Genomic DNA, 12,879 nt, shown 5'->3' on the forward strand with positions numbered 1-12,879 from the left:
TATAACCAAACAATCACAATCTTGGAAACCATCTTATCCCTTAAAAATTTAGATAAAAAATTTGGAAGCGTGCACGCTGTAAACAACTTATCTTTTGATATTGAAAAAGGTAATGTTTATGGAATTTTAGGTCCAAATGGAAGCGGAAAATCAACTACTTTAGGCATAATTTTAAATGTTGTAAATAAAACCTCTGGAGATTTCTCTTGGTTTGATGGGAATGTTTCTACACACGAGGCTTTAAAAAGAGTGGGTGCTATTATTGAGCGTCCCAATTTTTATCCATACATGACGGCCGTTCAAAATCTGAAGCTTATTTGTAAGATAAAAGGTGTTTCTTATGATAAAATTGATGAAAAGCTAAAAATTGTAAATTTATTTGAACGTAGGGATAGCAAGTTTAAAACCTATTCTTTAGGGATGAAGCAACGCTTAGCCATTGCCTCTGCCCTACTGAACGATCCTGAGATTTTGATTTTAGACGAACCTACCAATGGATTGGACCCTCAGGGAATTCACGAAATTAGAAAAATAATTAAAGAGATAGCCAGCAACGGCACAACTATTTTATTAGCATCACATTTATTGGACGAAGTTGAAAAAGTATGTTCGCATGTAGTCGTTATCAGAAATGGAGTAAAATTATATTCTGGAGCTGTTGATGGCATTACTGCCACAAATGGTTATTTTGAATTGAATACCGAGGCAAATCCTGAAAAAATTACAAAACTGCTTGAGCAACACCCTGCCATTTCTGATGTTAAAGAAGAAGACGGTAAGTTTATCGCCATGTTGGAAAGTGAATTGTCCGCTTCAGAAATAAACGCATATTTGTTCAAAAATGGAATTATCTTATCGCATTTAGTCAAAAGAATGCCAAGTCTGGAACAACAATTTTTAACCCTTACCAACAACAACTAACCTATAACGCATCCAAAATATGTTACGACTGTTAAATATAGAATTCCATAAATTAAAGCACAATAGAGCAAGCAGGGTGTTGACTATCATTTATTTCGCCTTGCTTACTGCTATCGCATTAATTGCTATGATAAATTTTCCTTTTGGAGATGGAGTCCCTTTAGCAGAAATAGGAATCTTTAACTTTCCGTATATCTGGCATTTTAATACTTATGTCGCAGCTATTTTGAAATTTTTTCTCTTAGTCGTTATTGTTTCCATGATGGCGAACGAGTATAGCAATAAAACCTTAAAGCAAAATTTGATTGATGGGCTCAGTAAAAAAGAATTTATACTATCAAAATTTTATACTGTAATCGTTTTCGCTGCTATTTCAACTATATTCGTTTTTATAATATCTCTGATTTTAGGATATATTTACTCTGATTTCACCGAGTTTAGAATTGTTTTTTCCGACCTAGAATATTTATTTGCTTTTTTCTTAAAACTAACCGCTTTCTTTTCATTTGGTTTGTTTTTAGGTATTTTAGTTAAGAGGTCTGCATTTGCAATAGGTGGTATGTTAGTTTGGTTTATAGCCGAATGGGTTATTTTTGGTTTGTTGGGATGGAAATTAGTTTCTTGGCAGGTTGCTCAATCTATCAAGAATTTTTTTCCTTTGGAGGCGATGTCCAACTTAATTAAAGAACCTGGTACAAGATTAAATGCGGTACAAAGTTTGGCAAAACAAGTAGGAAAAGATTTATCAAAAGATTTCTCCGTACAATGGCAAGATGTTGTAATTACTTCTATATGGATTTTTATCTTTATTTATTGCTCTTATGCCCTATTGAAGAAAAGGGATCTGTAAAAATTAGACATGAGATGTTAGACGTTAGATATTAGATGAATCCAGATTATAATTTGTCTAACGTGGCTTCTTACCTACCGTTTAATAAATAAGAAAAATACATTGGGTCTTTTGAAGATTATTAAAATAATAAATCAAAAAAAATTTGGGAGTTAAATTGAGCAGATCCCGATTTTCAGCGGGATTAACCTGCCTGTCGGCAGACAGGTTTGACCAATTAGTTATAATTCGCTATGCTCTTAAACTAAAGTCTCATTATAAAAAAATGGGCATCGTTTATGAACCGATACCCATTTATTAACTAACTAACTCAAATAATATACCGCAAATTTAAGGCAGAATTTATGGTTTAATGTTAAATTACTATTAAACAATATTACGTTTGTGTTAATTATTGTTAACATTTTAAGATTTTACTTATTAAAAACCCAATTGTAGTAATGATACAAATTTGTTGATTATTTTTGTAAGATGCAATTTGAACTAAAATCAGATTTTAAACCTACTGGAGATCAACCAGAAGCTATCAAACAGCTTACAGAAGCCATAGCTTCTGGTGAAAAGTACCAAACGCTTCTGGGTGTTACAGGTTCTGGAAAAACTTTTACCGTAGCCAATGTAGTTGAAAACATACAACGACCAACTTTAGTGTTGGCTCATAATAAAACGTTGGCAGCCCAACTCTATTCTGAATTCAAACATTTCTTTCCGAATAATGCTGTGGAATATTTTGTTTCTTATTATGACTATTATCAACCTGAAGCCTATATTCCCTCAAGTGGATTGTACATTGAAAAAGACCTCTCTATTAATGATGATATTGAGCGTTTACGATTAAGCACTACCTCATCCTTATTATCTGGAAGAAGAGATGTGTTAGTTGTAGCCTCTGTTTCGTGTTTATACGGTATCGGAAATCCCGTAGAGTTTAAAAAGAATGTCATTCATATTGAAGTCGATCAAAAAATTGCACGTACAAAATTTTTGCATCAATTAGTTACTAGCTTATATTCCAGAACCGAATTTGAGGTAAAAAGTGGAACATTCAAAGTAAAAGGCGATACCATAACTATTTTTCCATCGTATGGAGATTATGGGTATCGTGTCCATTTTTTTGGTGATGAAATTGAAGAAATGGAAAGTTTTGATATTGTCAACAACCAAGTCATTGAAAAATTTGACAAACTGACCATTTATCCTGCCAATTTATTTGTGACTTCTCCTGATGTGCTGCAAAATGCCATTCACCAAATTCAAGAAGATATGGTGAAGCAGGTTGATTATTTTAAAGAAATTGGAAAGCATCTTGAAGCCAAACGCTTAAAAGAGCGAACCGAATTTGACCTAGAAATGATACGTGAATTGGGTTATTGTAGCGGTATTGAAAATTACTCGCGTTATCTTGACGGAAGACAACCCGGCACAAGACCTTTTTGTTTGTTGGATTATTTTCCTGATGATTATCTGATGGTGGTGGACGAAAGTCATGTTACCATTCCACAAACCCATGCCATGTACGGTGGCGACAGATCTAGAAAAGAAAATTTGGTTGAATACGGATTTAGATTGCCCGCAGCTATGGACAACCGTCCCTTAAAATTTGAGGAATTTGAATGTATACAAAATCAAGTAATTTACGTAAGTGCTACACCAGCAGATTACGAACTTCAAAAATCGGAAGGTGTTTTTGTGGAGCAAGTGATTCGCCCCACAGGATTGTTAGATCCTGAAATTGAAATTAGACCGAGTTTAAATCAAATAGACGACCTTATAGAAGAAATTCAAATCCGTGTAGAAAAAGACGAACGGACTTTGGTTACCACATTGACCAAACGTATGGCTGAGGAATTGACCAAATATTTAAGTAGAATACATATTCGTTGTCGCTATATCCACAGTGATGTAGATACATTAGAGCGTGTAGAGATTATGCAACATCTTCGGAAAGGATTGTTTGATGTTTTAGTGGGCGTAAACTTATTACGTGAAGGGTTGGATTTGCCCGAAGTCTCTTTGGTCGCTATTTTAGATGCCGATAAAGAGGGATTTTTAAGAAGTAACAGGTCTTTGACACAAACGGTGGGTAGGGCCGCAAGAAACATAAACGGCAAGGCCATTATGTATGCTGATAAAATCACAAAAAGTATGCAATTTACCATTGATGAAACCAACAGAAGACGTGAAAAACAAATAGCCTACAATACAAAACACAATATTACTCCAACACAAATTAAAAAGAGTTTGGACGATAGTTTAAGTAAAAGCAATATCAGTTCGTTCCATTATGATGCAGCCGCGACAAAAGCCGCTGAAGAAGATTTGGAATACCTACCCAAACCCGAAATTGAAAAACGCATCAGAGACCGTCAGAAAATGATGGAAAAAGCTGCCAAAGCATTAGACTTTTTAGTTGCCGCTCAGTTACGGGATGAGATTAAAGTGTTAAAGGAGCAGTTGTGATTTAGTTTTAGTAGGCAGTTGCAGTCTTCAGTTACACTTGGTATGCACCTGCAAAGTTTTAAAAACCTTGTAGGCCTTAATTTGAAATTTTTATTCATTATTGAAAAATTATGGGGATAAGTAACTTGGTTTAAGGAAAACTTCAATAACTGCTACCAATATAAATAACCACTGCAAAAGAACCTTAAAGTATGTTTTGGCTAATAATTACCAATTCATTACTATTTAAAGAGGTGTTAGAAAATTTTATACCACTCATTTCAAAATTTTCAAAAGAAATTGTGCCCACTTTTTTTACCCATAAAAGTTTCCAAATTATAATATTTTATTAAACGTAACCGTTTAATAAAATATTTTTCTATATTTGCATAATTAAACGATACCGTCTAATTATGCCAAAAATAATAGCAAAAAAACAAGATTGGATTAACCTAGGATTTAAACTGTTTGCAGAAAATGGAATATCTGGTGTAGTTGTTGAAAAAATGGCTTCAAAATTAAAAGTCAACAAATCGAGCTTTTACTGGCATTTTAAAACCAAAAAGGACTTTTTAAATGAAATTATATCTTTTTGGGTTTCTACTGAAACTGAACAAATAATAGAGGTCACCGATAACGTAGAATCTGGAAAAGAAAAGTTTAAACTACTCATTGAACTGGCCTTTAAAAAAGAACCTCATTTAGATTTTATTTTCTTTCTGAAAAGATATGCCCTAAAAGATAAAAACATTCAAACTATAATTGACGACATTGATAATCAAAGAATAGATTATACCAAAAGCATACTAAAAGAAATGGGGTATTCTCAAAAAGAAGCTCAACTAAAGTCAGAATTGTTTTACAAATATTTAATTGGCTATCACGAAATGATACGCTATAAAAAACAATCTAAAAATTATACCACTGAAGTATCAAAAGAACTCAATCAATTTATAAAATTTTAGATTATGAAAAACATATATTGGATATTTGCAGGGGTTTTAAACCTGTTTACATTCTTTTTACATTTAATTGGCGGTCAGATAGACCTTATCGATCCAATGGTGGAATCGACATTAAACAAAAACAAAAGCTATGAGCTAATAGCAATATGGCATATTATAACCATTTTATTATTTACAACATCATCTATTTTACTATTAGCTGGGTTTAACAAAAAATATTCTACCAATGCCGAGTTGATAAAATTTATAGGGTATCTAAATTTATTATTCTGTGTACCTTTTATAATCGCCAGTATTTTCTACGGTCTGTTCATTCCCCAATGGATATTATTCTTTCCAATTGGATTACTAACCATTATTGGATTAAAAAAACAAAAAATAGATGCTTAAACTTGGCGGTATACTCAATATTATAATTGCTATTGCCCATATTGTGGGATTGATCTGGGCAAAAAAAATATTCGAGGCAACTGGTGTTGGAAAACAAATGGATGAACTTTCAAAAATACATTATTCGTTGCCATATCTGCTTACCGTTTTTGTGGCCATTGTCTTTTTTATTTTCGGGCTTTATGGACTTTCTGCTAGTAATAAATTCAAAAAAATGCCATTTTTAAAGTTAGGGATTTTCACAATTGCTTTTATTTATCTTTTTAGAGGTATTGGAGAACAAATTTTTAACTTAGTTAACGGAACAACAACTACTTCTGAAACTATACAATCCGTTATAGCAGTAATTATAGGGCTTTTGTTTTTAGTGGGCGGACTTAAAAAATGGTATTTAAAACCAAAAAGAATTTTATAAATGAAAACTAAAAATTTACATTATGTAACGGGAATAATTATAACCGTTTTTGTAGGGCTTCATTTATTTAATCACTTATCCAGTATTTACGGTGTTGAAAAGCATATTGAAATAATGGAATTCTTACGGATTTTTTATCGGAATATTGTTTCGGAAACTATTTTATTAATTGCAGTAATAGTACAAATAATATCAGGATTAAAATTGTTTAAATCAAGTAGACAAACAGCGGTTACATCATTTGAAGAACTGCACATTTGGTCAGGACTTTATTTGGCTATTTTTCTTATAATTCATGTAGGTGCTGTCCTAAGCGGCCGATTCATTTTAGAACTTGATACTAACTTTTATTTCGGAGCAGCTGGTCTTAATACTTTTCCGCACATGCTCTTTTTTATTCCTTATTACGGGTTTGCCATAATTTCTTTTTTTGGGCATATTGCCTCTGTGCATAGCAAAAAAATGAAAACAAATGTTTTAGGTCTATCACCTAAAGGGCAGTCAAAATCCATTTTAATTTTTGGTATCTTTTTGACCGTTATTATATTTTATGGGCTTACCGATAAGTTCAGCGGAGTTGAAATTCCCTCAAAATACGAGATAATGATTGGCAAATAAATAAGCGTTTCTATTTAAACTATTCTTTAAAAATTATCGTTATAACAAAAAAGAAATCTAAATGCGTCAATTTAGTTTCTTAATATTTACTTTTTTTGTAAAAGAAAATTAATCCAAATTTTCTCGCAACCTTATGGCAATTTAACCATCTAGTATATTATAGTCGGAACAAGCCGAAAAAAGACTTAAAAACCGAAGTAGGCAAAACTTAAACTTATCTAAATGAAAAAAGCACTTTTATTATTATTTTGTACAGCATTAATTGGTTTTACATCCAGTTGTCTGGATAATGACAATTCAGGGCCAGCAATTAGGGCACAGGCACAAATTGATTTAAACACCGAAAATGAAATTCCAATTGTAGAAAATCGTGATGAAACAGGAACGTTTTTATTGAATTTATTTGATGATAACACTATGGAATTTTCAATTACCGTCGATAACCTTTCATCATCTGATGATTTAACCGCTGCTCATATCCATACTGGAGATCCTGTTTCTACAGGTGGCGTAGCCATAACCTTAGTAGACGGAACTACAATCTCGTTTCAAGGAAATAAGGCCACTGGCACATTACAATTGACTGATACCGAAGTAGCAACTTTATTGGGTGGTGATGTTTACGTAAATGTACATTCCACCGAAAATCCGTCAGGCTTGGTTCGTGGTCAACTTGACCAAGTTGTCACTGAAGCATATAACGTAATGTTATCACCAACCAATGAAATTCCTTCAATCACAGATAGAGAGGATAGTGGAACAGCTATTTTTAGAATTGTAGGAAATAAAGTTTATTACAAAGTGTCCGTAATGGATTTAAAAGCAGGCGATGCTATTACCGCAGGTCATATACATGAAGGAGACGCTACCGTAAACGGAGGTGTATTGATTAATCTTGAATTGGCGGACGAAACTCAATTAGGCATTACGAAGAGTTTAGAGTTAGAATCAAGTATGCTTACTCAATTGAAAAATGATGATCTTTATGTTAACATTCACTCCACCGATCACCCTTCAGGTCTAATGCGAGGGCAAATAAGATAATTATATTTTTATCCTTATATAAGACCATCAGAAATGATGGTCTTTTTTATTTGTCTTATTTTAGCACTTTTAAATAAATTGAGAATTAATTGACAGAACTTCAACAATACATTAGCTCATATTTTGGTACTACTAAAGAAAATGTGACTAAAGTAGCCTCTTTTTTTACTACAACAGAATTAAAAAAAGGGGATTATTTTGTAAAATCAGGTCAGTATTGTGAAAAACTGAGTTTTATAAATGATGGTTTTGTTCGTGTTTATTCTGATTATAATTATAAAGAGGTAACACAATGGATCGGCAATAAAGGTCAATTTATTACGGATTTATCCAGTTTTGTATTTAAACAAAGAGCCAGGTGGAACATACTGGCCTTAACCGATTGTCAATTATATACTATTGAAAAAGAAAATTATAATCTTTTAAACAAAGTTGTGCCTGACTGGGAAAAGCTCGAAAAACAATTTATTGCAAGTTGTTTTCTTGCCCTGGAGGATAGAATATTTAGCCATTTATCATTAAGTGCTGAGGAACGCTATGATCAACTTTTTAAAAACAATCCAACACTCTTTAACCAAGTTCCACTTCATTACTTGGCTTCTATGCTTGGCATGTCCGCAGAAACTTTTAGCAGAATAAGAAATAAAAAGATTTCTTGATTTTTGTCAAGACCAATGGTTAAATCCTAAACTAACTTTGTACCATAAATATTAAATTATGGCAAAGCAAATTAAAACTTTTATCAACATTAACGCAAGTCCTAAAGTTGTATGGAATATCCTTACCGATTTTGAAAAATATCCCGAATGGAATCCATTTATAACATCCATATCTGGTGATGTTAAAGTGGGCAATCGCATCAAAATCAGGATACAGGACATGGTTTTTAAACCTAAAATTCTCATTTTTGATAAAAATAAACAACTCAAATGGCTGGGCCATTTAGGAATTAAAGGCTTCTTTGATGGTGAGCATAAATTTCTATTAACCGAGAACAGTGATGGTTCGACGCATTTTGAACATAGCGAAAAATTTAGCGGTATTTTAGTGCCATTGTTCTGGAAAAAACTGAATACTGAAACCAGAAGAGGGTTCGAAAAAATGAATAAAAAATTAAAAGAAATAGCGGAAAGTCAATAAGTTTTAACCTGAATTCTGTTTTCTGCCACAATAATATTTGTAACTTAGTAAATATAAATCTTTAACTACAATCTTACAAATGAAAATGTTGAAAATAGGTTCAATTTTAATATCCGTTTTACTAATTACAAGTTGTGCAAAAGAACCTGATTTTGATATCCTTATTAAAAACGGTAAAATAGTCGATGGCTCTGGAGAATCAGCATTCACAGGTGATGTTGGTATTAATGCAGACACTATTGACTTTATTGGCAACTCAGAAAACAAAACCGCTAAACAAGAAATAGACGCTACTGGTTTGGTCGTTTCGCCCGGATTCATAAATATGTTAAGCTGGGCAGCTTCTGCTTTAAATAAAGATGGACGATCCATCGGTGATATCAAACAGGGTGTTACCCTAGAAGTTTTTGGCGAGGGTAGTTCTATAGGCCCTCAAAAGAAAATAGATACCGTTAATAATACTATTGAATGGATTTCTTTAAACGAGAAATTACAAGCAATGGTCATAAAAGGTGTTTCGCCTAATATCGCGTCCTTTATAGGTGCTACCACACTACGTATAAATACAGTAGGTTATGAGGATAGACCTCCAACAGCCATTGAGTTAGATTCAATGAAAATGATGGTAGAGCAAGCCATGGAAGAAGGTGCTATGGGTATCGGTTCTTCTCTAATTTATGCACCTGCGTTCTACTCCTCTACCGAAGAACTGATTGAAATTTCTAAAGTTGCTGCTGAATACGACGGACTCTATATTTCGCATATTAGAAGTGAAGGGAATAAATTATTGGAAAGTATTGACGAACTACTTCGTATTGCCAAAGAAGCTAACATCCGAGCGGAAATTTACCATCTCAAAATGAGCGGTAAAGATAATTGGCATAAATTTGACGATGTCGTTGCCAAAATAGATTCTGCTAGAAAATCGGGATTAACCATAACCACCAACATGTACAGCTATATTGCGGGTTCTACGGGTCTGGATGCCTCCATGCCTCCGTGGGTTCAAGAGGGTGGTTATGATAAATGGGCAGAGCGACTACAAGACCCCAAAATTCGTAAAAAAGTATTAGAAGATATGCGTAAACCGGCCATTGAATGGGAAAGCCTGATGCAAGCAGCAGGTTCGGCTGATAAAATGATTTTAGTTGGTTTTGATAATGACAGTTTACGCTACTTAACAGGAAAAACCTTGGCAGAAGTTGCTAAAATGAGAAATACTACACCAGAAGAAACGGCAATGGATTTAGTGGTGCAAAACGGAAGCGACGTAAGTACTGTTTACTTTATGATGTCAGAAGAAAATGTAAAAAAACAAATTGCCCTACCTTGGATGAGTTTTGGTTCGGATGCCGGATCTTACGCCACTGAGGGCGATTTCTTAAAATATAGCACACATCCGCGTGCGTATGGAAATTTTGCAAGAGTTATAGGAAAATATACTAGAGATGAAAAATTAATTTCACTTGAAGAAGCCATCAGAAAATTAACTTCTTTGCCAGCATCCAATCTCAAAATCAAAAAACGCGGTAGTTTAAAAGCTGGTAATTATGCCGATATCGCTATTTTTGATTATGACAAAGTACAAGATCATGCCACTTTCGAAAAACCGCACCAATATGCTACAGGAATGGTACACGTTTTTGTAAATGGAACACATGTATTAAAAGATGGTGAACATACTGGTAAGAAACCTGGGAGGGTTGTAAAAGGGCCTGGCTATGTAAAATAAGAAGTAAGCCTTTAATGAAACAACCCTTAATTACTAATTAAAATGCTTACATTTACTATCATACTCTCAAACACTAGCCAATAATGAAAAATTTAACCATCATTGCGTTGCTGCTTATTTTAAGCTGTAAACAAACCCCACAAGTTTCAGAAGAAGTACAGCGTTGGCAAGCTCAAGCTGAAAATGTAGAAATTATCCGTGACGATTTTGGCGTACCACATATTTATGGAAAAACGGATGCTGATGCTGTTTTTGGACTTTTATACGCACAATGCGAAGATGATTTTAACCGTGTGGAACGTAATTATATCTGGGCTATAGGGCGTTTGGCAGAAGTCGAAGGTGAAGACGCTCTGTATAGCGATTTACGTGCAAGACTCTACATGACAAAAGAGGAAGCCATTGCCAACTATGAAAAAAGTCCAGATTGGCTCAAAAAACTGTGCGATGCTTTTGCAGATGGCATTAATTATTATTTACATTCACATCCCGAGGTAAAACCTAAATTGCTAACTCGTTTTGAACCATGGATGCCCATGTATTTCAGCGAGGGTTCTATTGGTGGCGATATTGAAGGTATTTCAACCAGAAAAATAGAGGCTTTTTATGGTAAACAGCCTTCCTCTAAAATGACTGCATTTAATACTGCTAAAGAGCCCTTTTTAGAAGAAGAGCCCGCAGGTTCTAACGGGTTTGCTATTTCTGGAAAACATACAAAATCTGGTGATGCCATGTTATTGATAAACCCGCATACTTCCTTCTTTTTCCGTGGTGAAGTTCATGTAGTCAGTGAGGAAGGCCATAATGCTTACGGTGCAGTAACTTGGGGACAATTTTTTGTCTATCAAGGATTTAATGAAAAAACAGGATGGATGCACACCTCAACATATACCGATATAAAAGATGAATTTGTAGAAGCTATCACCAAAACGGATAAAGGGTATACTTATAAATATGGTGAAGAACAACGTCCAGTAAAAGAACTTGATGTAACCTTAAAATATAAAATGGGCGATTCGTTAACCGAGAAAAATTTCACCATGTTCAGAACACATCACGGTCCTGTAACCCACGCCATTGATTCCAATTGGGTTGCAACGGCCATTATGTGGGATCCCGTAAAAGCATTGGAGCAATCGTTTACACGCACCAAGTTAAATGGCCATAAAGAATTCAGGGAAATGATGAATATGCGTACCAATTCTTCCAACAACACGGTCTATGCCGATGCTGGTGGAAATATTGCGTATTACCACGGAAATTTTATACCACAACGGAATACAAAATTTGACTATACTGAACCTGTTGATGGAAGTAATCCTGAAACAGATTGGAATGGTCTGCATACGGTCGATGAAAATATTACGGTTATAAATCCTGATAATGGCTGGATTCAAAATTGTAATTCTACGCCATTTACCAGTGCTGGGGAAAATAGCCCTAAAATGGAGGATTATCCCAATTATATGTCAAGGAATCTTGAGAATTTTAGAGGTGTACATGCCATTAGATTATTAGAAAAGGCTAATGATTTAACATTGGATAAACTTATTGATATGGCTTATGACCCTTACCTACCCACGTTTGAAATTTCGATTCCCGGTTTGGTAGAAGCCTATGATAAATCATCACCAAAAGACCCAGAATTAAAAGAACCGATTGAAGTTTTACGCAATTGGGATTTTGCCGTTTCTAAAGAAAGTGTGGCCATGTCCTTAGCTCATTTTTATGCACAATTTTATCTACGTGAAGGCAATTTCCCTAATGGATTAAATGAAATGAGAAAAGTCGCTTATATGGGATCAAAATCCCCTACATCGGAAAAGTTAAACATGTTGAGAAAAAGCATTGCCCATCTGACAAAAGATTTTGGAACCTGGAATACCCCTTGGGGAGAAATTAGTAGATATCAACGTTTAGATGGTGATATTGACCAAAAATTTGATGATGACAAACCAAGTATTGCAGTTGGATTGACCACCGCAAGATGGGGAGCGTTGGCCGCATTTGGTATGCGTTCCAAACAAAAAACCAAGCGTATTTATGGTACAAGGGGTAATAGTTTTGTAGCCGTAGTGGAATTTGGAGATAAAGTAAAAGCCAAAACCATTTTAGCTGGTGGACAAAGTGGCGACCCGAATTCCCCTCATTTTGATGACCAAGCCCAACGGTATGTAGATGTTAAGTTTAAAGATGTGCCGTATTATCGTGAAGATGTGGAAGCCAGAGCTAAAAGAACTTATCGTCCAGGCGAAAAAAAGTAAGCAGTGTGTCCTGTATGGTTTCCACTTGACCGCCGAAGCATTACGCAAAGGAGGTATACCATGTAGGTTTGCACCGCGAAAAACTAATTGTGAATTATAAT

12 protein-coding genes are annotated in these 12,879 nt (G+C 34.4%); all 12 read left to right on the forward strand.

Annotation, left to right across the window (positions count from 1 at the left end):
• Positions 1-21 precede the first annotated feature (21 nt).
• Complete coding sequence (locus UMM65_RS12770; protein ID WP_321977013.1) at positions 22-921, forward strand: ABC transporter ATP-binding protein; 900 nt, start codon at positions 22-24, stop codon at positions 919-921.
• Positions 922-940: 19 nt separating this feature from the next.
• Positions 941-1,771, forward strand: coding sequence for an ABC transporter permease (locus UMM65_RS12775; protein ID WP_321977014.1), 831 nt, complete (start codon positions 941-943; stop codon positions 1,769-1,771).
• Between the two features lie 471 nt (positions 1,772-2,242).
• Positions 2,243-4,231 carry an excinuclease ABC subunit UvrB gene (gene uvrB, locus UMM65_RS12780; RefSeq protein ID WP_321977015.1) on the forward strand — a complete coding sequence of 663 codons (1,989 nt, stop codon included), beginning with the start codon at positions 2,243-2,245 and terminating at the stop codon, positions 4,229-4,231.
• Between the two features lie 392 nt (positions 4,232-4,623).
• Positions 4,624-5,175 (forward strand): TetR/AcrR family transcriptional regulator, encoded by a 552-nt coding sequence (locus UMM65_RS12785; protein WP_321977017.1) that lies wholly within the window; start codon positions 4,624-4,626, stop codon positions 5,173-5,175.
• A gap of 3 nt (positions 5,176-5,178) precedes the next feature.
• Positions 5,179-5,565, forward strand: coding sequence for a hypothetical protein (locus tag UMM65_RS12790; protein WP_321977018.1), 387 nt, complete (start codon positions 5,179-5,181; stop codon positions 5,563-5,565).
• On the forward strand, positions 5,558-5,980 hold the full coding sequence (locus UMM65_RS12795; protein ID WP_321977020.1) for a hypothetical protein: 423 nt from the start codon (positions 5,558-5,560) through the stop codon (positions 5,978-5,980). Before UMM65_RS12790 ends, UMM65_RS12795 begins: the two co-directional genes overlap by 8 nt.
• Entirely contained in the window at positions 5,981-6,598 is a 618-nt protein-coding gene (locus UMM65_RS12800; protein WP_321977022.1) for a hypothetical protein, read from the forward strand.
• A gap of 222 nt (positions 6,599-6,820) precedes the next feature.
• On the forward strand, positions 6,821-7,642 hold the full coding sequence (locus UMM65_RS12805; protein WP_321977024.1) for a CHRD domain-containing protein: 822 nt from the start codon (positions 6,821-6,823) through the stop codon (positions 7,640-7,642).
• 89 nt (positions 7,643-7,731) lie between these two features.
• Positions 7,732-8,301: a Crp/Fnr family transcriptional regulator gene (locus UMM65_RS12810; RefSeq protein ID WP_321977026.1), complete on the forward strand. Its 570-nt coding sequence runs from the start codon at positions 7,732-7,734 to the stop codon at positions 8,299-8,301.
• Positions 8,302-8,359: 58 nt separating this feature from the next.
• A complete protein-coding gene (locus UMM65_RS12815; RefSeq protein ID WP_321977027.1) occupies positions 8,360-8,782 on the forward strand; it encodes an SRPBCC domain-containing protein in 423 nt (140 codons plus the stop codon).
• Positions 8,783-8,861: 79 nt separating this feature from the next.
• On the forward strand, positions 8,862-10,514 hold the full coding sequence (locus UMM65_RS12820) for an N-acyl-D-amino-acid deacylase family protein (protein WP_321977029.1): 1,653 nt from the start codon (positions 8,862-8,864) through the stop codon (positions 10,512-10,514).
• Between the two features lie 83 nt (positions 10,515-10,597).
• Positions 10,598-12,778 (forward strand): acylase, encoded by a 2,181-nt coding sequence (locus tag UMM65_RS12825; protein WP_321977031.1) that lies wholly within the window; start codon positions 10,598-10,600, stop codon positions 12,776-12,778.
• The last annotated feature ends 101 nt before the right edge of the window (positions 12,779-12,879 follow it).

This window comes from Aureibaculum koreense (assembly GCF_034296135.1).
Taxonomy (GTDB): domain Bacteria; phylum Bacteroidota; class Bacteroidia; order Flavobacteriales; family Flavobacteriaceae; genus Aureibaculum.

Bases quoted from the DNA above. Each gene is read 5' to 3' on its own strand.
- UMM65_RS12815 (WP_321977027.1), top strand. From the start codon at position 8,360: ATGGCAAAGCAAATTAAAACTTTTATCAACATTAACGCAAGTCCTAAA.
- UMM65_RS12825 (WP_321977031.1), top strand. From the start codon at position 10,598: ATGAAAAATTTAACCATCATTGCGTTGCTGCTTATTTTAAGCTGTAAA.
- UMM65_RS12775 (WP_321977014.1), top strand. From the start codon at position 941: ATGTTACGACTGTTAAATATAGAATTCCATAAATTAAAGCACAATAGA.
- UMM65_RS12820 (WP_321977029.1), top strand. From the start codon at position 8,862: ATGAAAATGTTGAAAATAGGTTCAATTTTAATATCCGTTTTACTAATT.
- UMM65_RS12800 (WP_321977022.1), top strand. From the start codon at position 5,981: ATGAAAACTAAAAATTTACATTATGTAACGGGAATAATTATAACCGTT.
- UMM65_RS12785 (WP_321977017.1), top strand. From the start codon at position 4,624: ATGCCAAAAATAATAGCAAAAAAACAAGATTGGATTAACCTAGGATTT.
- UMM65_RS12790 (WP_321977018.1), top strand. From the start codon at position 5,179: ATGAAAAACATATATTGGATATTTGCAGGGGTTTTAAACCTGTTTACA.
- uvrB (WP_321977015.1), top strand. From the start codon at position 2,243: ATGCAATTTGAACTAAAATCAGATTTTAAACCTACTGGAGATCAACCA.
- UMM65_RS12795 (WP_321977020.1), top strand. From the start codon at position 5,558: ATGCTTAAACTTGGCGGTATACTCAATATTATAATTGCTATTGCCCAT.
- UMM65_RS12805 (WP_321977024.1), top strand. From the start codon at position 6,821: ATGAAAAAAGCACTTTTATTATTATTTTGTACAGCATTAATTGGTTTT.